Origin of the sequence: Sporolactobacillus shoreicorticis (assembly GCF_024125445.1) — a bacterium.
In the GTDB taxonomy this organism is placed as follows: Bacteria; Bacillota; Bacilli; order Bacillales; family Sporolactobacillaceae; genus Sporolactobacillus; species Sporolactobacillus shoreicorticis.
In genome coordinates this window covers 136,530-162,124 of sequence record NZ_JAMXWM010000004.1, presented here as the reverse complement: position 1 = coordinate 162,124, position 25,595 = coordinate 136,530, and the positions used below count along the sequence as shown (strand labels likewise).

The 25,595-nt window shown below is 42.8% G+C and carries 39 protein-coding genes and 1 pseudogene; 8 read left to right on the top strand and 32 right to left on the bottom strand.

Going from position 1 to position 25,595, the window contains the following annotated elements; translation table 11 throughout:
- Positions 1-44: 44 nt before the first annotated feature.
- The 8 genes from NIE88_RS05080 to NIE88_RS22585 form a co-directional block, all read right to left on the bottom strand.
- Complete coding sequence (locus NIE88_RS05080) at positions 45-617, bottom strand: hypothetical protein (RefSeq protein WP_309247016.1); 573 nt, start codon at positions 615-617, stop codon at positions 45-47.
- Between the two features lie 192 nt (positions 618-809).
- Entirely contained in the window at positions 810-1,118 is a 309-nt protein-coding gene (locus NIE88_RS05075; protein WP_309247015.1) for a DUF771 domain-containing protein, read from the bottom strand.
- A 63-nt stretch (positions 1,119-1,181) separates the two neighbouring features.
- Complete coding sequence (locus NIE88_RS05070) at positions 1,182-1,346, bottom strand: hypothetical protein (RefSeq protein WP_253059713.1); 165 nt, start codon at positions 1,344-1,346, stop codon at positions 1,182-1,184.
- The gene (locus NIE88_RS05065; protein WP_253059711.1) at positions 1,343-1,507 is read right to left on the bottom strand and encodes a hypothetical protein; all 165 of its coding nucleotides are present in this window, start codon (positions 1,505-1,507) and stop codon (positions 1,343-1,345) included. The genes NIE88_RS05070 and NIE88_RS05065 overlap by 4 nt, the downstream gene beginning before the upstream one ends.
- Entirely contained in the window at positions 1,504-2,016 is a 513-nt protein-coding gene (locus NIE88_RS05060) for a hypothetical protein (protein WP_253059709.1), read from the bottom strand. Before NIE88_RS05060 ends, NIE88_RS05065 begins: the two co-directional genes overlap by 4 nt.
- A gap of 14 nt (positions 2,017-2,030) precedes the next feature.
- Positions 2,031-2,255, bottom strand: coding sequence for a hypothetical protein (locus NIE88_RS05055; protein ID WP_253059707.1), 225 nt, complete (start codon positions 2,253-2,255; stop codon positions 2,031-2,033).
- 246 nt (positions 2,256-2,501) lie between these two features.
- Positions 2,502-2,678, bottom strand: a complete 177-nt coding sequence (locus tag NIE88_RS05050) for a hypothetical protein (RefSeq protein WP_253059705.1) — start codon at positions 2,676-2,678, stop codon at positions 2,502-2,504.
- Positions 2,679-2,743: 65 nt separating this feature from the next.
- Entirely contained in the window at positions 2,744-3,121 is a 378-nt protein-coding gene (locus NIE88_RS22585; RefSeq protein WP_309247014.1) for a helix-turn-helix domain-containing protein, read from the bottom strand.
- A gap of 143 nt (positions 3,122-3,264) precedes the next feature.
- Here NIE88_RS22585 and NIE88_RS05040 point away from each other — a divergent pair, with 143 nt between their 5' ends.
- The 3 genes from NIE88_RS05040 (at position 3,265) to NIE88_RS05030 (ending at position 5,933) form a co-directional block, all read left to right on the top strand.
- The gene (locus NIE88_RS05040; RefSeq protein ID WP_253059703.1) at positions 3,265-3,600 is read left to right on the top strand and encodes a helix-turn-helix domain-containing protein; all 336 of its coding nucleotides are present in this window, start codon (positions 3,265-3,267) and stop codon (positions 3,598-3,600) included.
- Between the two features lie 160 nt (positions 3,601-3,760).
- Positions 3,761-3,994: a hypothetical protein gene (locus NIE88_RS05035; RefSeq protein ID WP_253059701.1), complete on the top strand. Its 234-nt coding sequence runs from the start codon at positions 3,761-3,763 to the stop codon at positions 3,992-3,994.
- Between the two features lie 19 nt (positions 3,995-4,013).
- Positions 4,014-5,933, top strand: coding sequence for an ATP-binding protein (locus tag NIE88_RS05030; RefSeq protein ID WP_253059699.1), 1,920 nt, complete (start codon positions 4,014-4,016; stop codon positions 5,931-5,933).
- Here NIE88_RS05030 and NIE88_RS05025 read toward each other — a convergent pair.
- On the bottom strand, positions 5,930-7,174 hold the full coding sequence (locus NIE88_RS05025; protein WP_253059697.1) for a DNA cytosine methyltransferase: 1,245 nt from the start codon (positions 7,172-7,174) through the stop codon (positions 5,930-5,932). The two genes, NIE88_RS05030 and NIE88_RS05025, sit on opposite strands and share 4 nt — an antisense overlap.
- 146 nt (positions 7,175-7,320) lie before the next feature.
- Here NIE88_RS05025 and NIE88_RS05020 point away from each other — a divergent pair, with 146 nt between their 5' ends.
- The 4 genes from NIE88_RS05020 (at position 7,321) to NIE88_RS05005 (ending at position 8,973) form a co-directional block, all read left to right on the top strand.
- The gene (locus tag NIE88_RS05020; protein ID WP_253059695.1) at positions 7,321-7,824 is read left to right on the top strand and encodes a hypothetical protein; all 504 of its coding nucleotides are present in this window, start codon (positions 7,321-7,323) and stop codon (positions 7,822-7,824) included.
- Positions 7,825-7,986 carry an Arm DNA-binding domain-containing protein gene (locus NIE88_RS05015; RefSeq protein ID WP_253059693.1) on the top strand — a complete coding sequence of 54 codons (162 nt, stop codon included), beginning with the start codon at positions 7,825-7,827 and terminating at the stop codon, positions 7,984-7,986.
- Positions 7,987-8,117: 131 nt separating this feature from the next.
- Positions 8,118-8,753 carry a tyrosine-type recombinase/integrase gene (locus NIE88_RS05010; RefSeq protein WP_253059691.1) on the top strand — a complete coding sequence of 212 codons (636 nt, stop codon included), beginning with the start codon at positions 8,118-8,120 and terminating at the stop codon, positions 8,751-8,753.
- Positions 8,754-8,793: 40 nt separating this feature from the next.
- Positions 8,794-8,973, top strand: coding sequence for a site-specific integrase (locus tag NIE88_RS05005; protein ID WP_373689404.1), 180 nt, complete (start codon positions 8,794-8,796; stop codon positions 8,971-8,973).
- Positions 8,974-9,331: 358 nt separating this feature from the next.
- Here NIE88_RS05005 and NIE88_RS05000 read toward each other — a convergent pair whose 3' ends face one another.
- Entirely contained in the window at positions 9,332-10,039 is a 708-nt protein-coding gene (locus NIE88_RS05000) for a ParB N-terminal domain-containing protein (RefSeq protein ID WP_253059689.1), read from the bottom strand.
- A 617-nt stretch (positions 10,040-10,656) separates the two neighbouring features.
- Here NIE88_RS05000 and NIE88_RS04995 point away from each other — a divergent pair.
- On the top strand, positions 10,657-10,803 hold the full coding sequence (locus NIE88_RS04995; RefSeq protein WP_253059687.1) for a hypothetical protein: 147 nt from the start codon (positions 10,657-10,659) through the stop codon (positions 10,801-10,803).
- A 4-nt stretch (positions 10,804-10,807) separates the two neighbouring features.
- Here the strand turns inward: NIE88_RS04995 and NIE88_RS04990 are convergent, their stop codons facing one another.
- The 22 genes and pseudogenes from NIE88_RS04990 to NIE88_RS04885 all read right to left on the bottom strand — a co-directional run.
- Complete coding sequence (locus tag NIE88_RS04990) at positions 10,808-11,494, bottom strand: hypothetical protein (protein WP_253059685.1); 687 nt, start codon at positions 11,492-11,494, stop codon at positions 10,808-10,810.
- A gap of 184 nt (positions 11,495-11,678) precedes the next feature.
- Positions 11,679-11,972, bottom strand: coding sequence for a phage holin (locus NIE88_RS04985; RefSeq protein WP_253059683.1), 294 nt, complete (start codon positions 11,970-11,972; stop codon positions 11,679-11,681).
- 18 nt (positions 11,973-11,990) lie between these two features.
- Complete coding sequence (locus NIE88_RS04980; RefSeq protein ID WP_253059681.1) at positions 11,991-13,103, bottom strand: peptidoglycan-binding protein; 1,113 nt, start codon at positions 13,101-13,103, stop codon at positions 11,991-11,993.
- A gap of 42 nt (positions 13,104-13,145) precedes the next feature.
- A complete protein-coding gene (locus NIE88_RS04975; protein ID WP_253059679.1) occupies positions 13,146-13,364 on the bottom strand; it encodes a BhlA/UviB family holin-like peptide in 219 nt (72 codons plus the stop codon).
- Between the two features lie 67 nt (positions 13,365-13,431).
- Positions 13,432-14,010: a hypothetical protein gene (locus NIE88_RS04970; protein WP_253059677.1), complete on the bottom strand. Its 579-nt coding sequence runs from the start codon at positions 14,008-14,010 to the stop codon at positions 13,432-13,434.
- Positions 14,011-14,182: 172 nt separating this feature from the next.
- The gene (locus tag NIE88_RS04965; RefSeq protein ID WP_253059667.1) at positions 14,183-14,314 is read right to left on the bottom strand and encodes an XkdX family protein; all 132 of its coding nucleotides are present in this window, start codon (positions 14,312-14,314) and stop codon (positions 14,183-14,185) included.
- The gene (locus NIE88_RS04960; RefSeq protein ID WP_253059665.1) at positions 14,307-14,573 is read right to left on the bottom strand and encodes a hypothetical protein; all 267 of its coding nucleotides are present in this window, start codon (positions 14,571-14,573) and stop codon (positions 14,307-14,309) included. The genes NIE88_RS04965 and NIE88_RS04960 overlap by 8 nt, the downstream gene beginning before the upstream one ends.
- A complete protein-coding gene (locus NIE88_RS04955) occupies positions 14,570-15,367 on the bottom strand; it encodes a hyaluronate lyase N-terminal domain-containing protein (RefSeq protein WP_253059663.1) in 798 nt (265 codons plus the stop codon). The genes NIE88_RS04960 and NIE88_RS04955 overlap by 4 nt, the downstream gene beginning before the upstream one ends.
- The gene (locus tag NIE88_RS04950) at positions 15,364-15,798 is read right to left on the bottom strand and encodes a hypothetical protein (protein WP_253059658.1); all 435 of its coding nucleotides are present in this window, start codon (positions 15,796-15,798) and stop codon (positions 15,364-15,366) included. Before NIE88_RS04950 ends, NIE88_RS04955 begins: the two co-directional genes overlap by 4 nt.
- Positions 15,798-17,414 (bottom strand): phage tail protein, encoded by a 1,617-nt coding sequence (locus NIE88_RS04945; RefSeq protein WP_253059656.1) that lies wholly within the window; start codon positions 17,412-17,414, stop codon positions 15,798-15,800. The genes NIE88_RS04950 and NIE88_RS04945 overlap by 1 nt, the downstream gene beginning before the upstream one ends.
- A 2-nt stretch (positions 17,415-17,416) precedes the next feature.
- Positions 17,417-18,124, bottom strand: coding sequence for a phage tail family protein (locus tag NIE88_RS04940; protein WP_253059654.1), 708 nt, complete (start codon positions 18,122-18,124; stop codon positions 17,417-17,419).
- Positions 18,124-21,135 carry a phage tail tape measure protein gene (locus NIE88_RS04935; RefSeq protein ID WP_253059652.1) on the bottom strand — a complete coding sequence of 1,004 codons (3,012 nt, stop codon included), beginning with the start codon at positions 21,133-21,135 and terminating at the stop codon, positions 18,124-18,126. Before NIE88_RS04935 ends, NIE88_RS04940 begins: the two co-directional genes overlap by 1 nt.
- 3 nt (positions 21,136-21,138) lie before the next feature.
- Positions 21,139-21,438: a phenylalanine racemase gene (locus tag NIE88_RS04930; RefSeq protein WP_253059650.1), complete on the bottom strand. Its 300-nt coding sequence runs from the start codon at positions 21,436-21,438 to the stop codon at positions 21,139-21,141.
- Between the two features lie 122 nt (positions 21,439-21,560).
- Positions 21,561-21,863 carry a segregation and condensation protein B gene (locus tag NIE88_RS04925; protein WP_253059648.1) on the bottom strand — a complete coding sequence of 101 codons (303 nt, stop codon included), beginning with the start codon at positions 21,861-21,863 and terminating at the stop codon, positions 21,561-21,563.
- 12 nt (positions 21,864-21,875) lie between these two features.
- The gene (locus tag NIE88_RS04920; protein ID WP_253059646.1) at positions 21,876-22,646 is read right to left on the bottom strand and encodes a phage major tail protein, TP901-1 family; all 771 of its coding nucleotides are present in this window, start codon (positions 22,644-22,646) and stop codon (positions 21,876-21,878) included.
- A gap of 11 nt (positions 22,647-22,657) precedes the next feature.
- A complete protein-coding gene (locus NIE88_RS04915; RefSeq protein ID WP_253059644.1) occupies positions 22,658-23,065 on the bottom strand; it encodes a DUF5072 family protein in 408 nt (135 codons plus the stop codon).
- A 4-nt stretch (positions 23,066-23,069) separates the two neighbouring features.
- Positions 23,070-23,435 carry a hypothetical protein gene (locus NIE88_RS04910; RefSeq protein ID WP_253059642.1) on the bottom strand — a complete coding sequence of 122 codons (366 nt, stop codon included), beginning with the start codon at positions 23,433-23,435 and terminating at the stop codon, positions 23,070-23,072.
- Positions 23,432-23,752, bottom strand: a complete 321-nt coding sequence (locus NIE88_RS04905; protein ID WP_253059640.1) for a phage head closure protein — start codon at positions 23,750-23,752, stop codon at positions 23,432-23,434. Before NIE88_RS04905 ends, NIE88_RS04910 begins: the two co-directional genes overlap by 4 nt.
- Entirely contained in the window at positions 23,749-24,075 is a 327-nt protein-coding gene (locus tag NIE88_RS04900; RefSeq protein WP_253059638.1) for a phage head-tail connector protein, read from the bottom strand. The genes NIE88_RS04905 and NIE88_RS04900 overlap by 4 nt, the downstream gene beginning before the upstream one ends.
- A complete protein-coding gene (locus tag NIE88_RS04895; RefSeq protein ID WP_253059635.1) occupies positions 24,075-24,236 on the bottom strand; it encodes a Rho termination factor N-terminal domain-containing protein in 162 nt (53 codons plus the stop codon). Before NIE88_RS04895 ends, NIE88_RS04900 begins: the two co-directional genes overlap by 1 nt.
- A 13-nt stretch (positions 24,237-24,249) precedes the next feature.
- Positions 24,250-24,678: a fibronectin type III domain-containing protein gene (locus NIE88_RS04890; RefSeq protein ID WP_253059633.1), complete on the bottom strand. Its 429-nt coding sequence runs from the start codon at positions 24,676-24,678 to the stop codon at positions 24,250-24,252.
- Positions 24,679-24,799: 121 nt separating this feature from the next.
- Positions 24,800-25,510, bottom strand: a pseudogene (locus NIE88_RS04885) (coat protein); the annotation flags it as partial.
- Positions 25,511-25,595: the final 85 nt, after the last annotated feature.

The following is a 25,595-nucleotide window of genomic DNA, read 5'->3' as shown; positions in this document are numbered from 1 at the left end:
GTATTACCCCTGCGCCGGGCAGGAACATGTCCGGCATTGATCATTTACTCAAATGTTGGTTCTGGTCTCTTCTCAGGAGTCACTTCATTACGGTCACCATCAGAATCAATAATTAATTCGGTGTGATCTTGGCAAAGAGCCATGAGAAAAACCTCAAACTCATTAATTTTTCTGAGTGAACTTAGATCGCTAGCATGTTTATAATCAATGGTCCAGCCCTCGTTTGACGATTTAGTGTATCTATAGAGCTTAATTTCAAAATTCATTGTTTCGTCATGCTCGCATTCAAAAATCAAAGTAGCATGTTCGAAGCAGCTCCAGTCTCTCTCGGTATCGCGTTCAAATTCAAAATAAACGTCAACAGCTTCATAGGTTGGCTCGTCATCGTAATCAATGTCCAACTCGTCAGTATCAACATTTTTCTCAACGAACGTCATCCAACGATTAAATAGATCCGTTACCTCGATTTCTTTGATGTCGTGATCAACCATCAGATTTTTGAAATTACTCAGAAGTTTTTTATTATCCAATGCAGAATTTTTGATCACATCCACTAAGACACTATCCAACTTGATGAGATATTCGGAATAGTCGTAGGATTCCAGGTATGGAATCATGACCGATTTCACCTTTTTTTTGATTACCTGTGTAACATCGCCATACGAGCGAAAAAGATTGTCAAGCGCATTTTTCACTCCGTTTTCCAGCTGCTCACTGATCAGTTTTTCAACCGTTCCATCTCCAAGTTTTTTTTACTGATGACATCTTTAATATTGCTTTCCAAGTTCATGACCAAGCCTCCCAATTTTTTATCCTAACCGCCTTACCTTGCTGTTTTCCGGAATAAAAATATCTCTGAAATGGAGCTTGAGAAACTGCTCCATCTTGTCTGCAATGAAACACCATTTGTCGCCTTGTGCTTCTGGAAAATGTGTGAACGTCTCCAGCTCTTTTCTGAACCGTGGCTGATACAAAATGTTGTCCTTCAACCAGTTTTGGCTTTTCCCGGTCTTCGCCCTTAGGTCGTCCATGTGCCACCACACCATTTCCGTACGGATCAGCTTTTGAACCTCAGCCTTCAAAAAATCCTCATTCAAAATGACCTGAACACCTTCCAAATTGACCACCTCTCCCTCAGCATGCTAAAATGGATGCATATCCTATTTGATTGATGAAGCATTTCAACAGGTCTCCGTTGCACCGGAGGCTTTTTTCATGCGCTTCAAAGCTGCTTTCATTTCCGCAAGCTCAGCCATAACCCACCGTTCACTCCATACGCAGCCCAACTTTTTCAAACCCTTGCGAATCTTCTCCAATTCGCTGATCCGATCCATGACTTCTTTCATCGCTTTTTCACCTCGATCAATTGAATTCCATTCGCCTGTTCCAAACGATCATGCTCGTTTACAAAACGAGTAAACTCATTGCCATTCATTCTGCACGACACATCATCAAACAAGATTGCAAGATTGCTAAGTTCGCGCAGCGCTTGGACATTCTTGTTCATTTCCCCATCCTTCTCGCCTTCAATGTGACTTCCAACTGTTGGAACATCGTCCGAAAAGATAACCCGTACTCCTGACAATTCACACGGACCAGGTTAACCATCGAACACGCTGCTTCGAGCACTTCCTCATTGATGCTCTGAACCTCTTGCTTGTCCCGATCCGTTGCATGTTCAGGTGGCTTGTACAGCTGAGCCTTTGCCAGCTTGTCCATTGCTTCCTTCGTCTCTTTCATCGCCAGGTCAATCATCGCCAGCGTGTCTTGCCGAATATAATCACCGTCTAGCGGTGGCAGCGAGACACCATTCGTTGCCAAGACACCAATCTCCATCATGAGATCCGGATCATCGAAGCGATTGTTCAACTTCGGTAACACATCACCAGGAACACGCCGTCTCTCATTTGCCCACGCACTGACCGCCTGCCGGGAGTAATGAACATCCACAGCCAAATCCGCCTCTTTCACGGCCCCTGCTTTCATTGCATTTTTTAACTTTGCACCGATTGACACATGTCCACTCCCCTTTATTCCGTATAAGTTGCACCGTTAAGATAATTGATTAACGCTCTTTTGCAGTTTTCATACACTCTTAATTCCGTTTGAGCTTTACTAACGGCTGATTCGAATCCAAGATCACCGTACTTTTTCAAGTCCTTCTGGCTCATTTCAATGGATGACTCAACATATTTTAAAAAGACATCACAGGCTTCTTTAGGCGGCATTGGTGGATAATGGTATTGCTTTACCAAAGAAATTCCTCCTTCCATTCAGATCAGTGCAGGTCATTTTGTTTGGTATAATATTCCTATCTGATAGAGATAGGAGGTGAAAAATATGAGCGAACATGCATCTAATGATGAAATTGCTAGAGACATAACCATTGCTTGGCTCAGTCAGCCAAGGTCAAGTCGCTTCGTCACAGAGTAACAAACCGCTGAAGCTTACAAATTATTTTTTAAAGCTGTTGAAAAACCATATGAATTAGAAAGCAATAATTAAATCTGTTTTGATAACTCTGCTATGGCTGCCACCATCCGCGGAGTTATTTTTTCGATGCCATTTATTCTCAATTCTTGGCATAAACAAATTACCGTTTTCGCAACCTCCTGATCTTTTTTTAACTTCACAGCATCTGTTTCAAGTTGAAGTTGATTTAACTCTTTATAGTCCACCTTGCTCCCCCTCTCATCTGTGTCATCACCGTCAGCCGCTCCACACCCATAACTGCTATGTTTAATTAAGGGCGCGCTACCACAATATTAATTGGACTTGTCCAAGAATCGTCAGCCGGTAAGCTGCCTTCCATTAATTCAATAATCCGATCCATTTTGTTATTGAGCTGAACCAGGAGCAGCTCCGTGTTACTTAACATTGATCCACCTCCTTTCAGTAAGTTAACAACACATATTGTGCGGATTGTCATCAAAAAAATATCTTGAACATTTGTTTCATAGTAATTTGCAAGTCGAACCTTTATTTCGTTTTTTGGAATCCTTTGACCATTTTCATACATTTGAAGCGCACTGATACTTATATGGTTTGCATTCGATACCTCTTCTCTTGATCGATTTGCGCGTAAGGAAATTAATCTTTTTGCAATTAGCTGTTTATTCATTATCACACCACCGTTCCGCACGTATTGTGTTTATGAATTTAATATAAACCACACTTTACGTGTTGTAAACACATTTAGTGCGATTAATTATAAACTATATAAATATACACACATAACGTGTTATTATTTTAATAGGTGATATTATGGCAGATTTCAAAAATAGATTAAAATCGCTTCGAATTGAAAAAGGCATTACTCAAAAGGATTTAGGCGATCGACTTAAATTAAGTGAGAGCGCCATTGGAATGTACGAACGAGGAGAAAGACAGCCTTCTATTGATTTGTTAAGGAAAATCGCTGAATTTTTCGATGTTTCCAGGCCATATCTTCTAGGTGATAGTGACATTCGCAATTCAAGTGATAAAAATGAAATGTATTTCTTCGATAAGGACAAGTGGTCTGACGAAGAAATTGAGGAAGCTCGCGCCTTTATCGAAGCGCGCCGGCTGATGAAGAAGAATAAAAAAATAATTAAATAACGAAAAACCGTTATTAGAAATCAAAAATAAAAACCCACTACACCGAAGATCAACCGCAGATTCTTAACAATAATTGTGTAGTGGGTTATTTTTATAATTCTCAGCGGGTCTATTGGAATGGCTATTTATTATCGAATTAAATACATGGAGGAGAAAACGGATGTTAACAAGAGCTGATTTACCTAATCTTGTTGAAAAGGCATTAATTGAAAGTGAGGGCAAAGCCACAATTGTACAAGTAAGTAAATACATATGGAAGAATTATCGAGAAGAATTAGAAAAATCAGGAGACCTTTTCTTTACATGGCAATACGATTTGCGGTGGGCGGCGTATTCGTTAAGAAAAAAGAAAATTATGAAACCATCTAAAAAAGGGTTCTGGGAACTATATTAATGGTACTAGGGGGATTATTATGGTCGAAATTAGCGAAACAAGTGCTATCTTTCAATTTAGTCCAAGAATAATATTAGAATCATTAGGATCAAAAATTATAGAATCAGATAGTATAGCTATTGCTGAACAGATTAAAAACGCTGTTGATGCAGGTTCAAAGGATAAAGTTATTGTGGACTTTTCAAGAATTAACGAAGACCTTATCACGATCACAGATAGTGGACAAGGGATGTCTGTTGATGAAATAAAAGAAAATTGGTTTTTTGTTTCAACTGATAATAAATTGTCAAATAACCGAATGTTGGGCGAAAAAGGTATTGGACGATTTAGTTTATTTAGACTTGCTGACAAAATTGAGATCGAAACTATTAAGGCCGGATACATAAACAGCTTTACTTTAGATAAAGACGAATTAAGACAAAAAGAATATATTTCAGATTTTCACGCCAGTATTTTATCAAGAGAAAATGTCGAATCTAATAATATTGGTACAACGATCTATCTTCGCAATTTAAAATCAAATATCAATCTTTTTGAGATTCAGAGAGAGCTGCAAAACTTAAACGAACCAGAAATTGATGATATGTTCACTATTATTTATCCAACTAATTATGATCAAACAATTTATTATCCGATTGAATCTTTTGTTAAAAATGCCGCTTTTCATGCAATAATCGAATTAAATGATGAAGAGATACAATCTTATGAATTTAGTTGTAAAATTCAAGATAAATCATTTTATGAAAATAATTCTACAACTACTATCCAAAGAAGCATTGAGAACAAAAATTTAAAACTTAACACTGGAAAGACAAAAATAATTATTCATAACTTTTATGATTACAAAAAAATCAAACCTTTATTGACATACTCCAGAAGCGAATTACAGGAACATTTCTTATCAGCTTACCAAGGAATTAATGTTTATCGCAATTATTTTAAAATATATGGACACGGTGAAGTAGACTGGCTTAAATTAGCAGAAAGACGTGTCAAGAAAGTCAGTGATCACATTGATAATAAATTGACTTTTGGCTACATCATTTTGGATCCCGATAGATCCATTGAATTAGAAGAGAAGACTAACAGAGAGGGTTTCTTAAGAAATAATGAATTAATTAATTTTAAGGAAATAATCTTATTAATTCTTGATCAGTTTGATAACGATATTAACAATGTGAAATATATTATAAGAACAACTAATCTTCTAAACACCACTTCAGTAAAAGTTGATTCAAAACAAGATCTAAATAATAACGATTGCACAGATAATAATAATAAATCTTATGTAAATAGTTCCAACCCAAAAAACAATACTGGAGATAAAACAGAGGAACAAACTAAAGAGAAAGTTAAAGAACAAAGTGAAGAACAAACTACTGATAATGATCGCCAAGATGAAGATGAGTCACCAAAAACAGAGTCGAGTGATAAAAAACAATATCACTTTGAGCCACGTATTGGTACCATTGATAAAAATATCTTTGATAGCATAAGATCAGAAAAAGTAAAAGAACTTGTCAACGAAATTACTAGCATTTATGCTTACAAATACAAATTAGCAACAGCTTTTTTATTACGCTCCTTTTTTGAAGTAGCCATGAATGAATACATTATTAATAATTTTGATTCAGTAAAAAAATATAATAATAATATGGTTATTTTAAATGATTTAATAAAGCAAAAGTTTTACAATAAAAGCAATCAAGAAGTGATAAAGGATCTTTCTATAAAACAAAAAATTGATCTCTTTATTAAAAAATTCAGAAATAACAATGTCGATCCCCGATCTATTAATCATTTAAATAAACTTGTTAAATTTATCGATGATATAAATCTTGCAATCCACTGGAAAAATAAAGTAATAAGCCTAGATGAGTTGCAAACCCACTGGCTTAATACAAAGTTTTTCATCGAGTTTTTATGTAAAAATGTTTAATGAATAATAGCAATTTGGTTTAGTTGTTCTTTAAGCCAAATTGCTATTATTTTTGCCATTAAAGGTGGAACGGCGTTTCCTATTTGTTTGAAAGCTGCAGTCCTGCAAGACTCAAAATAATAAGTATCTGGAAACGATTGCACTCTTGCGGCTTCCCGGATAGAAATTGATCGGTTTTGATTAATATCTGGATGTATAAAATAATGACCATCTTTTGATATATGAGCCACAATAGTGTGTGAGACATCATCATAGGGTACAACATTAAATCGATCTAGGAATGTTTCTGTATTTTTATGGGTTTGCAATTCTTCAGGTAACTCATTATATTTAACTTTTCTATGTTCACTATTCCATACATTAACACATCGACGATAAATTTTTAAATCTCTTTCTTGATTTGGTCGTGATTCATGCTGCGATAGTACATTCCAATCAGGTACCCTAATTCCACAATCAATCAGATATTGATTAGGTTGACCAGCATAGCCATCCCTCGGGTCATATGATTCTCCTGAACATATATTCGGCAGATCGCTAAATAAGTCACGAATAGTCGAATGTGTCTCTTCAATATCGAAATCAGGATAATCAAAGTCAATACCAAACCTAGCTCCAATGATAATAACACGTTTTCTATTTTGGAGTACCCCGAAGTCTTTTGCATTTAAGATTCGATAATCAATATTATAGCCGGATTCATGCATTTCTCTTTGGATATCTGCAAAAATAGTACCATTTTTAGCTGAAAGAATACCTTTAACATTCTCAAAGACAAAATAATCCGGCTGATAGCGCCTTATGAACCTTATATATTGTCTGTATAAATAATTACGTGGATCATTTTCCATATTTTCTGGATCTCTTGACCTTCCTGCTAGAGAATATGCTTGGCAAGGAGGTCCCCCAATTATTAAATGTACATGCTCGTTATTTAATAATGGATCAAGTTTATCAAAGACATCATCAATTGTTTCATCTGAAATTTCAGCATTAATTACTTTATGTATAATTTCTTCTGGTACTTGACTATACAATTCATCACGAGTAATTTCATTTCTTAAATATCTCTCATATATGTCAAGTCGATTGATAGAGTTTAAGTAATGATAAACTTCTCTTGTCTTTAAAGTTAGACAGGCATCGCGATCCATTTCTACGTGTGCTCGTATATCAAAATCAGCCTGTCTAAAGCCTTCAGACAGACCGCCTGCTCCTGCAAATAAATCAATTACATTCATGCTAATCACTCCTAATTTTGAGTATACCAGGATTGCAAGCACAAAACATCATTCTATCATAATTTTATTTAGAAATTTTATTTACTCAACAAAAGTAATAAATTTTGATGTATAATCGAACATATATTCTCATTGGAGCTGATGACATGCCTCGACCTTACTTCCCTTCCTTGGTTGAATCCTGGGTTTCACAGAAATTCATAGATCACGGTATCACGAAGCCCGAAGATCTCGAACTTAAAAAGATTGCTCAAGCGTTCGGCATTGAATATTCAATCTGGCATGGTCATCCCTTCGCCTATCGCCTCTCAGAGGACAAAGCAGCCTACATCATTGAAAACGAACAGCAGCCGAATATGAGCAGCGTGAGCACTTCTTTCACGAGGTGGGACATATTTGTCCGGCACTGCGGTGATCAGGGCGAGATGCCGGAGCCATTTCGTCAAATGCAAGAGGCAGAGGCTCGTCAATTCGCGCTCTATGCAGCCATCCCCTACCACATGATCGATTTCAATCGCACTCACTCATTAAAAAGTATCATGCAGGAGTTTCATTTCACGCTAAACCTGGCTTACACTCGGATTGACGGCATGTGTCAACAAATCATCGTGCAGCAGAACGGATCCTTTGACGAAAGGAGGTACGAGTAAATGGCAAGTATATCCCGGCGAAATGGTAAATGGCAGTATCGTGTCTCCTACAAGGACGGAACCTCTTACCGAAATAAGACAAAAGGTGGATTTATTACAAAAAGACAGGCCCAACTAGCAGCTGCAGACATTGAAGCGAAACTTGGGCGTGGGGCAAATTGAAAGCTGGTGATCGCTTATTCTCTGAGTATTTTCGTACCTAGTATGAGACGTTCCGTAAAGGAAAAAAGTCCCCGGACAACGATCGGGATATTGAACGTGCGGTAAGATTCGCTGAAAAGCACTTTAAAGGAATGACCATCAAAGAAATTGATCGACTCGCCTATCAGCAAGTTCTGAATAAATATGCAAAAAATCATTCAACCGCCTCTGTACGGAAACATCATATTTACATGCGCGCCTGCTTTCGTGATGCCATAAATCACGATGTGATTTTCAAGGATCCAACCTATAAAGCAATGACGCTTGGAAAAGTTGAGGACAAAAAGGAGAGCCTCAAATACATTAATTTCATCGACGCACAGAAACTGATTAATGAGTTAATGAGCGATTTACGGCCGCGTTATATTTCTCGCTATATGATCTTATTTGGACTTGCAACGGGCTGCCGCTTCAGTGAAATATTAGGCATGACCCGGGACTGCATTGATACGAAAAAGCGAGCAGCAAAAATAGAAAAGACATGGGATTACCAAGATACAAACACATTTGCACCTACTAAAAATAAAGCATCCATTCGTATCGTCCGATTGGACAAACAAACTTGCGAGTGGCTTGATGATCTAAAGTCATCTCAAAAGAAATCTGCAGTCAAATCGGGGCTTAGAAATGAATCAAATCTGTGCTTTGTTAATGATCAAATGAACTTGGTGACCAATACAGCGGTCAATAAGTGCCTGAAAAGCTTATGTACGAAGATCAAAGATTAATTCAATCACCTTCCATTCTCTGCGCCACACGCACGCGTCTATGCTGCTCTACAAGGGGATCAACATCAAATATATTTCGCGTCGTCTTGGCCATAAGAGCGTGATCACAACGCTGAATACATACTCGCACATTATTGACGACCTGGATCAACGCGACTCTGAATCAACAGATTTAGCCCTGAATGATCTCTATTCCCTGCGCAAAATTAGCGCAAAATGATTTGATTTTCGTTGATTTTCGTTGACGATTGCCCAAAAATAAAAAGAGCCTTCAACCGCGTCATATCAACGGTTAAAGGCTCTTTTACTTGGTTTATGCAACCATCTCTGATACTCCAAATATGGAGACGGTGTCCGCATAACCGTGGACAATAATCGCTGTTATATCAACGGATTTCATCACACTCGATTTGCATTAGCCAGCAAATCGCCAGCAACGGAAATAGATCCAAAAGGTAGTTACCCACGTCCGGAGCGGTTTATTGTGCCGTCGTGCATTTTAAGCACTTTAGCCCGAATGCCCATGTACAGAGATGGTTTTTTTTATATTTCCAAAAGCCCGTGGATAACTATTACGATTAACTAAATTGAAAGCCTTTGCCAGATAAATATGATTTATTGAATAGCTGCTCAGCGCTGTAGTTTCTCTCAATGCTTGCACTAGCAAATCTAACAAGCTCGTTATTAAAGATATAAAAAAGTTCATCAAAGGAACTAGAAAAAAGGTGTTCCTCTATAACTGTATATTCCGAAATAAATAGTGTTGCTATTTTTTGGGTGTTATGTTTCAACTTGTATGTGATTCTGTGGTTGCCGTCAATGACCAAGTAATGATATCCATTGCTGAAATATGGAACAACAATAATAGGATTATTACTTCCAGCATATTTTTTTGTATCTCCAGTAACTTTAGTCCAATAAATACTTTGATTACCGCCCTGAAATTCAGTAATAGGAATCATTTGGCTTTGTGGATAATAGTTTTTAACCAGTTGATTTGCAATTGAAACCCGAAAATGGATGAGCACCTTATTAATTCCCCAATTAGTTGGCAATTGAAATATTTCTCTTTCATTTTGTACTTTACTAATATAGTCTTCAACTAAGCTTTTCGTACTGAACTGTTTTTTCAAAATTTCATCATGCTTTCTTAATTTCCCAACCCATCGTCTTAGGTAAATCTCCTGCAGCTTATTATCCAACAGTATTTTTTTGCTCTTAATCTCATTAAAAAATTTGTGGTAGTCGATCTCATAAATCCGAAAATTGACATAATCAAATGGCATAATAAGAGTCTCCTTTTCTATGGAACTAAATAAATCAATGCGGCGTTATGCCCTGAAACAGTGAACTATTTAAAAGTATAATGTCCCATCTATATATTTCTAATATCGTCAATATGAATGAATATTTTTATATACCTTGACATAGCCAGATATGGATGCCTAAATACAAAAGAAATTCCATTTCCCGATACTACTGAAATTTATTTTTCTGCTCTGACAAAGTACTTATATGGTAAAATATTCTTATAAATCCAATCTGCGAGAGATACTTATGACAAGCAATATCTGCGCTAGTTGTTGATTTTCTAAATAGCACAGCTTTAAAAATGAATACTAGGGAGATGGACAAGCAATGCCACAGAATAACAGCAGTAGCCAAGCGTACACTAGTAGATTAAGTTCCAATGGCGGAACAAGATCAGTCGAAAAGCCAACGGCAGTTATTCGACCATCGGATTCTTCGAAATCACAGTCAAATAAATCGCATAAGAAATGAGGGATTGAAATGAAGAATAGACCCGTAGGGGACCCTAGAAAATCTCAAGATTCGGTCGACAAGGATTCAGCTCGAATTCAGCCACCAGCAAAACCTAGTTCTGGGGGTAAAAAAGAAAAAAATGAATGAAGATAAAGAAGGATTCCAACGAAAACATAATTACTCAGTTGATAAAGAATCTGCAAAAATCGAAGTTAAAAAAGTAATTAATACACAACAAGGACAGCATTTGAAAGTTCCTAAACAGATTAAAAATACAAAAAAATAGTGGGTCACTCTTTAAAATCATCTAATTGTGCTTGACGAATGTCAGCCTTGTCGAAAATTTTTACGTAATTGCCCGTTTTTGTATCGATAAAATAATTATCAGCCTTGAGACCGTGATTCTCTACAAGCTTGGTGAAAAACTTAGTTTGTTTAAGATATAAATTGCGTTCCGGTTCAAATGTCCGGGACGCTTTTCTTATTTCGCCAATCACTATCTGTTCTGGTTTTGCGATATTACCTATTTCTACAACTTGAGCATCGCTATGCAGGAAAATTTCATCCCAAACAGAAGTAGTCTTTGACAATTTAGCAAAGCCTCTCCACTTGCGTATCATATTAATAATCCATAAATAAAGACTATAAAGCCATTTTGCCCACACAACCGCATAAACAAAACTAATTATCAAACTTAGGAAAATAAACATAAACATAAAATTAAAACTAGTGGATGATTGTTTTAATTCATCAACTGTATCAATAGTATTTTTTGTCATTTTAATGACAGAATTGCTTGCCATTAAATTATAAATATAGATCGCTGTTAAAGACACTGGAAGCCACATTAAAACGGCCAGAGCGGTAAATTCTGCTGTGCTATGTTTGACAACCGGGTTAACTCCAAATGCTTGGATCCAAAAGTACAGCATTAGCCCAGGAAGCAAAAATATTAGGGTACCTAAAAAATTATCCAAGCTACTTCTCCTCCCCTTAGCTTTTATCTAGTAATATTTTCACTAATACATAAATACATAAATACATATTAGCTAGTTTCTCATATAAAATAAAGTAAAAATCGAATGCTAAGTATCTCTTAATTTTTGTAACGTAGGCCATTTTTATATGTACACCCGCTCTCGCGGGCGGTAAAAATTATGCTTATTTAAGTTCAGCGTCTTTCTTCGGCGCTGCGTACTCTTGAGCCTGCTTGCTGTCACCAATACCTGCAGTTGTTGGGTCCGTAATCGTACCGACGACTCCGCCGATTAGTGTAAACACCAAACTGATCCATGCCGTAATAGTCGTTGTAGCCTTTTCCGTGTCAAAATTAACACTCCACCAGCCAAGCAAGTTTCCCACGCTGATCACGCCAGAAGCGATACCGATTAATAGCGTTGCTAAAGATGTCACAGTCGCTTTATTTTTGAGACGAAGAATCCAATTGATTTTCATACATGCTCTCTCCCTTAATTAAAATAATGTGTTCCATGTCTGCTTGCCGACAATGCCGTCAATGCCGTCAATGCTCAGTCCATGACGTTTCTGATAGGCTTTTACTGCGGCTTCGGTCTGTTTTCCAAAGATTCCATCAACCGTTATACCAAGTGCCCGCTGAATCCGCTGTACATCCTTGCCCCGGTTGCCCCGTTTCAGCACATGACCAGGATAGGGGACGACGGACTTGCCGGACGGCTTGCTTTTCTTTGCCAGCGCTTTGGAAAGTGCTGACTTTGTTTGTGGCCCAACAACGCCATCTATGCCAATTCGATAATCCTGCTGCAGTTTGCGAACGGCTGCATCCGTCGCTGGGCCAAAATCGCCGTCCGCTCCCGATTTTCCTACAGAATAACCTGCAGTGATCAGATCATGCTGCAGACTTTTGACCGCTGATCCTTTGCTGCCTTTCTTAAGCAGGGCTGATACCTTGGCCGCTGGCTTCGGTTTATTGACGGGCTTGGTCTCCTGTTTCGGTTTTGATGCTCCAAAGAAGTAATCCAGTCCTTTATTGCCATTCAGATCAGACAGATCCAGGCGCCCATTGTAAAAGGGCTGATTACCTTTACTCGTGTACTGCCAAAGATCGCACGGCCAGTCCGGCTTCGTACTTTTATTGCCATTATTCACGCCGTATCGAGGCAACCAGAGAAAGTCAGCTTTAACTTTGTCCAGATGGTGCGCCTTATACATGTTGTGCGAGCAGTAAAAACCAGCCTTATATCCGGCTGCTTTCAGTACATCGATGTACGCCTGTGAAGCAGCTGCCAACTCGGATTTATTCCGTAGCGAATCGAGCGTCAGGCTTTCAACGTCAAGAATCAGTGCCGCGCTCGCCTTATCCGCACGTTTAATTAGATCCCTAGCTTCCACTTTTGCATCCTCGATAGAGACGAAATGTCCATAAGCATAGCTCATGAAGGGAATGCCGGCTTTTTTCGCGTTGGCTACGTGCTTTGCATACTCCTTATCCAGTGTCAGTGAGCCGTATTGTACACGCAAAATCAGTCCGTCTATCAACTGTTTCGCTTTGCCCCAGTCAATCTGATCACTGTCTTGATATTTTGATAGGTCAACGATTAATGCCATTCTTTTACAGCTCCTTTTCTTTATCTTATGCATGTCCTTCGATCACTGAGGCGGCAGACGTTCTTCAATTCCGTCCAGTTTGTTGATCACAATGTCGTATTTCTCCGAGAATTCGCTGAGCACTTTGTTTTGATCGTTAATGACTTGATTTAATCGTGTTTCACGCTCATGCGCCTCCTTTCTGTACGAAAATAAAAGCCAAACAAAGAGGGCCCCAAAGGGACCCTGCGTCAAAAAATATGAAATAACCTGGCTTTCCAAGTGGCATCATCTCCTGACAATGAGCAAAAATAAAAGACCTCGGAGGGTCTCTTTAAGCACAAGCATTTTAATTTTTAAATCGCTCAAATCCATCAACCTCGGCTTGTATATCTCTTAAATTAATAATATGATCAGCAAAGGCTTCTTTACCCTTGTATTTATAATATTTTTCCGCAGCTGAGCAGATATTCTTGCATAAAGTGACTATATTAATCTGAACCGTCTTTTGCTTTTCTATTCTCTTGATCTCTTTATGAGGAGTTTCCCACGTCTCCCCAAAACTGTCGCTGCCATTTATGCATAGTTCAAAATGATACGAATACCTATATTCGTCATTCTCTTGATCTCCCCAAAATTTTTCCTTAATATTCGAATCACCCGAATGCAAGAAAGCGCATCTTAAACCATAGCACAGTCTCCCTGTAAAATAGGGATTCTTAGCCCTTTTATCGTTATCCCAACCAGAAGGATCTGCATATAAGTGTTCAACCCAATTGTCGAACCAATTTTCATACCGATTTCCCACATTGTATTTTGGATATTCAACCTTTCCACAGATATCCGGCAACGTCAACGCTAAAGCCAAAGCAGGAAGATAACACTCGCACTCAAGAGCCCGTTTAATTGCTTCAATTTTGTCAAGCATTGACCAACACAGCTTTCATTAAGGCTTAGGCTTAGTATACATCAAAAAGCTCTATAAGCTAATAGCTGATCTGCGTATTTAGCAATAAAAAGTCCGGACCTAGAGATCCGGAAACAGGTGTTTTTGATGTTTCATGCACTATTTATATCGGTCCGTATTACCGACTGTTTACTTATGCCGCATAATCCTGCCCCGTGATCGTTTTAAAATCTGCTTCGGTAATGTCCCCGGACTTTACAAACTCTTTCACGTCATCGCTTGTGTAAAGATTCATCTGATAAAACTTAGTGATCCAGTTAAGCACCGGCCGACGCCTCCTTTAATGCCGCAATATCCTGTTTCATTTTTGCCTGTTCGAGTAAAATTTCTGCGATTTGCTGTTGCTCTTCGCTTGCTGGTTCCGCGTCAAATTCCGCACCGTCCGCCAGTGTAAATTTTGAAAAGTCGGTGATGCCGCGGAAAGAGAAAATAACAGTAGAACCATTTAATCCAATAATCTCACTGTCTGTTTTGATAATTTTTTCGGCTTGGAATTCTTCTCCACTAAAGGTTAAAGTTTTCACTGGATAATCCCCCCATTGTATTCGACTTCGGCTGTTTCACCGGCAGGCATTGCTGTTCCGGCTTTAAAAATAATCGATGAATCAACACCCATTCCAATTTCATTTCCAGAACCAGGAAGTAAATCATAAACTTTAGCCGTTGCTTTGCCCGTAAGAAAAATGGCCGCCAACGTATTTGATGCACTAGACTGTTCATAAATTTCAACATTTGAATTTAAAATATAAAATCCCCGAACTCCATTAGACTTTCCGTCAATTTTAGTATTTCTGATCATCGTATACCGGCAATTTGATATAGACAATACGCGATCAAGTTCGGTAACCCCGGCCGATATCAGATCCAGATAGTGAAGCTCAAGATGAGACGAGATATTGCTAAATGCAAGGTATTTACAATTAATTGTCGCACGTCCTTCATCGCTTTCTATTGCGATGTCTCCACCAAGATGATTCCGACAGGTAATAATATCTTCATTAAAAGTCGCTCCTGAAGCCAGATGTATCGTAACGGTGTGCCGAATAAAATCCGGAATAAGATCCAAGGCATGTTGTACCGTTTTAAATGGTTTATCCTCAGATCCATCCCCGGTTTCGTCGCTGCCCTCGGAATTCACGTGGTAATAGATATCTGCTGTGGTCATGGTTGGAACATACCCAACTCGTGCCACTTCCTGATTGCCGCCCGCACCGAAAAACAGGCGCTTGGTATCCGTTGCAACACCAATTTCCCCCGCCATGAGCTGCGGCAAATCCGCTTCATTTCCCCTGTAATGCTGTATTGGTCTGTAACTCACGACCATACACCCCCATCAATTAAATTAAATTTATCCTCAATAGTGCGATCTGCGAATGTTCCGCAGTCGATCACTTCTGTGTCCCTGGTTGCGCCGAATTCTCCGGCATCGATCGGGGCAAGCTGCGCGGCAATCAAACTGTAATCGGCATCAATACGCTCCCCGATCGTGTCATGACTGTCGCCGGTCTCCGTATTGGTTCGGGCAGCCACAATTTCAGCGCTGGACGGATCGTCAAGCGTCATGTTTGCAAGTTCATCGTTAAATTTCTTTTCAAGCGTGGCTTGTCTTTGTTCGGTTTGTTCCGTCCGGGTTGTCGCTGCCTCTGTTTCCTTATTCACAGCGTCCAGGCCGTCCGCCAGACTGCCCCGCACTTCCCGACCGTACGCGGCGGTTCTGATTTTATTTAAAAAGTCCTTGATATTTGCCATTAAGCTGTTCCTCCTTCCAGTGCTTCAACACGGCTCACTAAATCGTCCAAGTCTACAGCAGCGGTCACGCCAATCAGAGCAAGCTTTTCGCTCAGCGCATCCAGATCAATTTCTTGCAATACTGTAATCAGATCAAGTTTTGTTTTGTCTGCGGCCGACATCAGGCCTGCAGTTTCTGGCGTCGCTTCCTCATAGCTTTGCAGCCCGTCCAGCTTCGTCTTATCTGCAGCAGACATCAACCCGTCCGTCGTCGGCGTTGCTGGTCCGTAAGACGGTAGGCTGTCTATAGCTCCATTCAGATCGTCAACTGCTGACTGCAGGTCTTCCACAGCCTGCTTCAGCCCCGGAATGTCCCCGTCCGCTAACGCTTGTTGCATCGTTTGCACGGTGCTGTCCACGGAATCTAGTTCTGTTTTTAGTGTGCCGATCGTCTGCGTTTGACTTTCCACCGTCCGTTCCAGCTGAACAATACTTTTAACTTGTTTCCGGCTGGCTCTCTGGTACTCGGTCAGTGTCTGGTACTTGTCGCCGATTGTAAGTGAGATATTCATCGGATTCACGAGATCGTTGTCCTTTTCAATGACCTGCAGGCGTTCGTTAATGCCGAACACCGGATTAACCACCGCATAGCGATTCCCAGCTTCCAGCTCGTCAAATTCACTATTAAGTAGGCTTACATCGACCGGTGTCAGTGAATACGTGATCTTCGCCGCTTTCTGCTGCGCCAGAAACTGTTCGCCCTTTGCCTTTAATGTTGCTTTATCCGATACGTCGTCCAGTTCAAGAGTCCCTTCAACGACACCAAATTCAGCGATCATTTCCGGGTCGTCCAGGTAATCCTTACCGCCATTCACGTCGGCAATCGTGATTCGTGCCTCACTCGCTCCCGTATCATCTGGGTTGTCACTTTCAATTTTTGCACCCAACGGAACTAGGCGCGTAATCACGTCCAGCGGATCGATCTCACGTTTCATGTCCTTCAGGTTTGACCTCAAACGGATCTCGGTCTCCGAATCCTCGCCGACCTCTGCCAGGTAATCGATATAATTTCCGTCTGCCGCTTCCCGGATGACCAAAAAGCCGCCCAACCGATCGAGCAGCTTGTCCTTAATCGTTGCGTATGTTTTATCGTAGCCAAGATACCGATACAGGCTGTCGTTCGGATCCGTTACCGTGACGTTTCCGAGTTTAAACTGCTTGCACGGCTCAACCTGCCGGTTGTGATTCTCAAGCATCACGCCAAGAAAATCACGCACGGTAATGTCATGATATTCGCCGAATCGTTGATTCGAGTCGTTAAGATATGCCAATCGATCTTCACACGCATACTCGATACTGAACAGTCCGTCACTAGACATCGTCTGTGTAGGTTTGAGCACCCGGCCTTTGAAAATCCGCTTATTTCGCTTAATATCCCGAGCCTCGATCAATGTTTTCAGCGGCTTAATCTTTCCCCAGCCGGCGTTGTTCAGGTTGATCGTAAAGGACATATTTGAAATCCCGCTGATTACTGTGTTCACCGTACCAGCAGATAATTTCACGCCATTCGGGTACGGCGATTGAATGACGGTCCCCGCCTGATCATCCGGACCGTCGAATATTTTCACTTCAAACATAATCAGATCAGCTCCTTATAAAAGCTGAACTTGATCGTTCCCGTGCCGCTAATCGTCATCGGATTTTCACCAATTTCCAGCCGAAAGGACTCGCTTTTACTTTGTCCTGAAGGCACCTGGTAGGTCGTGCCGTTCTTCACGATTTCCATTGCCGCACTGGCCGTAATCGTCGGCACAACACCGACCGAACCGATGTTCATCATATTTATCATTAGCGTGCCATCGACATCGAACGCAACTGGTTGGGCGTAATCCAGCAAGAAATTAAATGGATCCCAGAGATCATTGCCTTCCTCAAGCTCTCCCCGCATGAACGGGTAGGCTTCAAACTCTAAAGTAATGAGCAGCCGGCCAAAGGGATGATCGTCATCCACGTCAACGCTTGTACATTTCGCCCACCAATAATAGCCTTTGTCATGATCGTCAATGAGTTTGCCAAAGCCCGGTTTCATCAGCCAATTTTTCAGGACAATCTCGTCAACCTTGCGATACTGATAGTCTCGTTGATAAGCTTCGAACTTATAGGAGAGTGTTCGATTTTTATAGATTCGCTCACCCAAAATCATAGAAAAATCATAGTTTCCCTGCATGAAGGGAACCTCTACAGCGATTGTCTTTTCTTCCGGTGTAGGTGCCTGTCGCTCCATCAACCGCATGCCATATTCCTTTGTGTGTGCACCATTGGTGTAAAAACCTTCCTCAATGTCCATCACAGCCCCCACCTTTCCGAGAGCGCCAATCGACTGCCGCCCGCACGATCATATTCGGTATAGGTGCCGCCAACAAGTGCACCGGTATCCAGAACCACGACCTGCCGGCTATTCGCCATCTTCTCTAACAATCGCTCAACACGACCCATATCTTGCGTCTGTGACTGGCCAGTGCTCCGGTCTGCATAGCTGCTGTTCTGCGCAGCCTCCCGGGCGTATCTCATCGATACATCATGTGGGATCACTTGGGAGCCATCCGGCAGGTTGACAAGTTCCCCTCGTCCACCTTCGTTCATTCGGGCAAAGCCGCCCTGCCAGCTCTCTGTCCCGTGAACCAAGTATGGAATCTTACCAATACTGACACCAGGTATTTTATTGATCAGGGAAACAGCTCCGTTTATGCCGCCAATGACGTTGTTAACGAAGCCTTTGACCTGTCCGACCAACTGACTGACAGCCCCAGAAATACCGCTGAACACGCCGGACACAAAGCCGGTCAGTCCGCTCCATGCACCTTGGATCGCATCAAACACGCCCGTGATTCTCCGGGCAACACTACCCATGATGCGGTTAATTATGCTGAATACTGTGTTAAAAACGCCAGATACAACCGAACTGATGCCACTAATCACCGCGCCCACACTACTCATCGCCGCTCCGATAAAAGTCACGATATTCCGGAACACACCGCTGACCACGGAGAACACGGTGCTAAAGATCCCGATGACAGGGGCTATAATCAATCGGATAACACTGACGACGCTCGTAATCACACCGGCGACAAACGCAATGATCGGACTGATCACGGCCATAATCGCAATAATAATGTTGCCAATAAATGCTACGATCGGACTGATGACCGCGATGATTCCGGCGATCACGTTAACAACAATCGTCAGGACAAGCATGATGACCGGCATCAGCGCCTGGATCACGGCAATAATCATCTGTATGATCGCAATGACCGCCGGCGCGACCGCCTGTACAATGTTCATGACGACTGCAATTACATTTACAATCACCGGCATTAAAGAACTGAGCAAAACCGCAACGAGTGGAATGACCTGAGCAATAACCTGTGCAATAATCATGACCACCTGAGTAATGATCGGAACCAGTTGATTCACCAAGGAAATGAGCACAGGCAAAACCGTCTGGATGATCGACATAAAAGACATGCCGACCTGCAAAATAACTGGAATCAACGTAGCAAAAGCCTGCATCAATATCGGAATCACTGAGCTCGCAATCTGGCCAAGTGCTGTTCCAATTGTCGAGACAACCGGAAGAACCATAGCGACAACCTGCTGAAAAGCGGCCGTAATTTGTGGACCAAAGTTCTGGAACAGGACGATAATGCCCTTTACAATTGGATTCAGTCCGAGAAGGATTGCTCCCAATTGAATGGCGAAGCCACTGCCAATACCGCCCGCCGAATTAAAGCCGTCGATCAGGCTGGAAAAGAAGGTTGTAAAAATGGGAATAACCGCTTGGATCACACTCCAAATTGTTTTGAAAACGGAACCCATTTGCGAACCAAAGTTCATAATCACCGGCTGGGCGGCTGACCACATATTCTGAAGAACAGGCAGAATGGCCTGCACGACGCTTGTCACTTTGTCCCCGATTGCGCCAAACACAGACAACACGCTATTCCGAAACTTTTCATTTGTTGCCATCTGATAACCAACCACGCCAACCAAGGCAGTGATCGCGGCAATGACTAAGCCGATCGGGCTGATTAAAAAGCCAATAGCAGACGCGAGTCCACCAAGTCCGATCGACAGAATACCGAGTACTGTCAGAACGGGGCCAGAAAGTGCCAAAATACCAGCTGTCATCGCAATAATCTTTTTGGTGCCATCGTCCAGACCGTTAAACTGTTCCACTACGCCCGTAACCCATTTTGCAATATCGGTAATCATCGGCGTGAGCTGGCTCATGACAGAAATCGTTGCCGACTCAATTGCGCCGGACAGGTTCTGCAGTGCGCCGCCGATACCGGCCTTCATCTCAGCTGCCGTCTTTGCACTTGCTCCGGATGAGTTCTTTAACTCGTTCGTTAAGCCTTTCAATCCGTCCTGCCCGGCATTCAACAACACAAGCATGCCGTTTGCAGCTTCGGTACCGAAGATTGTGGACAAGGCCGCGAGCTTTTGCGTTTTGGTCATCCCCTGCATGGACTTGTCCAGGTCACCAACAAGTTGATTCAGTGGCTTAAAGTTCCCGTTGGCGTCTGTCGCGCTAAATCCAAGTTGTGCCATGACCTCGGAAGCCTCTTTAGTAGGGGCGGCCAGACGACTAAAGGCCATTCGTAGCGTTGTACCTGCCTGCATGCCCTCGAATCCTGCATTAGTCATAATACCGGTGGCCGCAGACAGTTCTTCTATACTAATGCCCAAGTTCGCGGCGGGAGCTGCAGCATATTTAAAAGCGTAGCCCATGTCGCCAATCCCCGCTGCCGTTTTGTTTGCTGTCATGGCCAGAACATCCGCAACTTTACCGGAATCCCCGGCCTTCATCTGAAAGCCGTTCAGCGCACTGGTGATGACATCAGCAGTCAGTGCCAGATCTTCACCACTTGCCTCAGCAGCTGAAATAACACCGGGCATTGCCGCAATCGTTTGATTCGCATCGAAGCCCTTGGCGGCCATTTCGCCCATTGCGTCAGCAACCTGGGTACTGGACAGAGAGGTACTTGCTCCAAGGTCTAGTGCGGATTTCGTCATCGCATCGAGTTGTTGCGCATTTGCCCCAGCGATGGCTCCGGCTTTACGCATCGCGCTGTCAAAATCAACTGTTGTTTTAATGGCTCCGATAAACGGCATCGTGACTCCGGCAGTAATTCCAGCACCGGCCAGTGCAGTTTTTTTACCAAAATCCTGGACTTTTTGACCAATCGCCTTGGTTTTTTCAGATAAAGATTCCAGCGTTTGATTCGCGCTTTGAAATGCCCGCGTAAAACCGCTGGCATCCCCCGTGATCTTTGCACTCAACGTATAGTCTGCCATCGCTCAGCCTCCCTTCTTTGCCCCATTCGCTCGGTAAACCTTTTCCACCCACGTCTTGCCTTTTTTCTGTTCGATCGCCGTAATCGTCTTCATAGCCTGTTCGTTGTATTCCTTGTCCGCCCGTGGCGGCTTTTTGGGGAAAAGTTCTTGGAACTTCTTGCCTTTTTTGCGGTTGACATTTGCTTCCGCATTCAAGACGGCATTCCGGACCCACGTCACGTCAAACAGGAATTTGTTCTCGTATTCTTTGCGAATAAAAACTTTTTCCTTTTCGGTTAGCTGATCAAATTCCTTACGAGACATGCCAAGCCGCACAACAAAAAAAGCCAGGTCCCTCTCGTATTGAAAGGGCCTAGCCAGTAATTCTTTTCGCCGTTCTGCCGGCGTCAGTTCTCCCGCACCCGGTAGAGCCCTTTCAATAAGCTCTACCGGAACATAAAAGCCATGTCATCTTGTAGCTTCTCCACAATCGCCATATTGACCGAGATTAAGCCATTCTCCTGTACAACCTTTTCAAACATTTCGGCCGCCTGCTTCTGCCTTACCGGCGATCCGGTGGTTTCCTCGACCAAAGCAAATGAAAAAAGTGCTTCAAGTGTGGCATATGGCATAACCCCATTATTTTTGGTGATTTCACCGACGATGCTTGTCTTTGTTACGGTTTCAATCGTTTTCACTTTTTTCGTGTTATATTTCAAGGTGTATTCTGTTCCATCTACTGAAAACATTTAAAGACCTCCTTACGGTTCCGGAGCAGTCGGTGTCGCGCTAACAACTTCACTCGCCGCACTGTCTCCTGCTTCGTTGGTCAAAATCGCTCTAAAGCTATATTCCAGTCCATTCGTCAGATCACTGAATGAATAAGTAAGGTCGTCCGCGTTCTGCACAACAGGCGCACTCCAAAGATCATCACCGTCTGAGGCTTTCTTTGCTTGGAACTTAACCTTCGTGACGTCCGCTCCGCCGTTATTTTCCGGCAGTACGGCAGTCAGGGCTACCTGACCATCCCCAGCTGTAGCTGTAAGCGTCGGCGCATCCGGAACAGTTACGGTACTCTCCAGATCAACCAAAGCACCCGTACCGGTCAGCGTGATCGAATAGGTCGTCGCGTCATCATAGGGCGCTTCAATCGGGTAACTCGTCACAATGGCCAACCCGCCAAACATATCGGTCTGCGTTTTTTTATTTGTGACTTTAATTAGGAGCAGATTGTCATTCTCATAGGCCTGGATCAGCAGCTTATGGGACTCATCGCTCCGAACATACACGCCGTCATTATCAATAGACCATTCCTTAAAGCCACCAAGGTATTCCTTCCAACCTCCCTGTGTATCCTTTGAGGTTACTTCCACCGTATCTTTATCCCGGTTAATCGTCAGCCCCTGCTGGCCGGCAAGGGCTAACAGCTTATCACCAGTCGCATTCCACAGTGACAACAAAATATCCTTACCAGCGGTCGCTGAATTAAGCCGACTGGTTAGTTGATCATATAATTCTGTTTCAGCAGCCATTGTTTTCCTCCTTAGATTTTGACCTTATAGCCTGAGAAAACGACAAAGTCATAGCCAATGATGGCATGCTTGGTGCCGTCTTCCTCGTTGAGAATCTGTGACACACCATTTGGCACCTGCAGAATCATTTCGTAGCCGTCCGGCAGTTCAATGTCCTCGGTCAGCGCCTCCTCCAGCTTGTGAATCGCGTCAAAAATAGCAACGGATCCTTTGCCTTCCGTGTGTACGTGAATGACCGCCTGGTATCGGTCTTTCATCATGGTTTTACTTTTCTCCGGTATCGAGCCAAGCATTTCCGCATGATAAAAAGGCACTGGCGCATTCTCCGGTATACTGTCATAACAGCGTAGATCTGTATTGGCTTCAATCTTCTGAATGATCGCCGCCAGCACATCCGTGAATGAAAGCTTTTGATACATGCGTTCACTCCCTCAGTTTTTCTTTCAAATCTTCTTTATAGATTGATCGTTGGGTGTCGACATTGCGCTTTAAGTAATACTGCCCAGGCACATATCCGCCGTTTACCGTACGATGGCCATACTCGACATGCGGTGCGTAGCTTTTCAAATACCCCACTTCCCCCTGGCGGTAGGTCAGGGAAATACGAAGCTGCCCGGAAGCATAAGGTGTACCACCGGTTTCTGGTGGCACCCCGCCCTGATACGGCTGCTTCTGTCCACGTGTGTAAATGTCACGAATGTTCTTGTTGGCCACGGCTTCAAAATCCGTCGCGCTCTTCTCCAGCAGCTTTTGAGCCAGTCGATCAGCACCGATTAATTCAAGCTTCATGCGGTTTCACTTCCGTAGCGGTTGACAACAACAATCCGCCAGCGCGTTGTGTCATCACCCTGAATCTCGGTAATCGAGTAATACAGGTCCTCAAACTTGATCTTGTCTGCAGCCGTCAGGGCTTCTTTCATGGCCCGTGTTACAATCTTTCGGTTATTTTGCGTGATCTGCCGAACATCCAGAGCGATTTCTTCAGCCGTCCAGCTGGAGAAACGGCCGACTGATTCACCCGTTTGCACCAATTCATTAATTGGATTCCCCAGCGGATCCGTGCCAGATTGTTGATTCGCATACAAATAGAGTGGCAAGAATCTCATAGGAATCTCACCACCCCTTTATTCACGTTCTCCTGTTTCTCCGTCATCGCCAGGTATCGGTGGAAATCTGCATCATATTCGTGCAGCATATCATCCACAAAAGAAACGCTGAACGTATCCACATTCTCAGTCTTAACACCTTCGTGATAGCTTCGATTGTACATCGCACAGACAACCTCAACAGCTACAGACTCAAGTTCCATCGGAAACTCGGTTAGCCCCAACCGCAGGTTAATCCGGTCTGTTGCCGTCTGCGACAGCTCGGCCAAAAGATCGTCTTTAATCTCTGGTAGGCGTATCTTAACTCGATCCGTTATGGCCATCAATGATCACCAAGTTCCGCAACCAGTTGAGCCTTATTCATATGCACAATGTCCTTAATACCTCTTTCTTTAGCCAACGCCCGCAGCTGATTCAAGTTTAGGGCTTCAAGTTCGGACTTTCTCTTCTTAACCAACTCACGACGTCGCCTCTGAAATCCCATTAAGCTCATTACCTCACCCCGCAGGTGCCGTTGGTGTAAAGTGTACGGCTAAGGAATCATCCCAGGCACTTTGTCCAAATTCATTAGCGGCCGCAAACTCAATCGAGTATTCCGTGCCGTTCTCAAGTCCTGAAACCGTGCCAGTGAGATCTGCTCCAGCATCCACCTGTGATCCCCAAGAGGCATCTGATGTCTTTTTCAAGCGATAAACATACCCAGTAATTGGCAATCCACCATCGTCTTCCGGCGCAGTGATTGTATAATCGCCCTTTCCGTCACCGGCTTCAACCGTTACACTCGGTTTGCCTGGAACAGAAAACGACCCGAGAAAGTCCTTCAGTCGCTGCAGCTCATCATTTCTAATGCTCAGATGCCCATAAAGATGATCATTTTCTGACATTCGATCATCAATGTGAGTCAAAACAGTATCAATAATCGCCATTTCTTATTCCCCCCACTTACGCAATTTTAAACTTGAACGCAACCATGCGAATCGCTTTTTCTTCGTAGACGCGTTCCCAGTTCTCCCCATTTGCCAGTTCTGCGTTTGTCGGGAAAACGTCTGCGACACTCGCTTCAGTGAACTTAATGCCACGCGGGTGCAGAATATAAAGCTGACGGTTGATCAGAAAATCTTCACCACTAGAGGCAAGAGAATCGCGATCTGTCTCGGTGGCTAACACATCCGGATGTGAGCCATTGCCCCAGGCCAGTGCACCGGTACCAAACAAATACGCGGTTCCGATTTTAGTAGTCGTGTCAAATGGCATGCCATCATCCACGATGACACGCTTATTCATGAAGTAAGGAACACGGACATTCTGACCGGCTTCCTGAACGTATTCAATCAGCTGTCTTTTTGCTAGATAAGACTCAACAGCAGAGTGAAAAGTTACCGCTGTCAGACTGTCCTTGGCATCACCCATCAGCTGGTTAGCGTCGATGAAAGTCTCGCCACTGATTAAAGCAGCATCACCCTCAGCTTCGGAAATATCATGTACTTTTCCAGCCAGCGATTCGGAGGCGAACACACCTGCAAGTGTCGAAAGCAACACCTTCTGACGATCACGCGCCCAGAATCCTGAAACAAGATCAGCTGTTGAACCTAGCGGATCGGCACCAGACAGGTAAGCTGACAGGCCATTTGCGCCCCAGGCTCTTCCGCGTCCGTTCTTCCGAGCAACATCCTTGTTTGTGCCGATCGCTCCTGGTGTTAGGGAGCCCTGGTCTTTCAATGTTTCTGACTCGCCCGTCAAATCTTCAAAGTAGGGCATATTGATCAACGTACTCGGGCCAGAAGCTAGTTGATCGAACAGTGCATTATTCTCGGCAATGCCACTATTTAGTACATTTGAAACT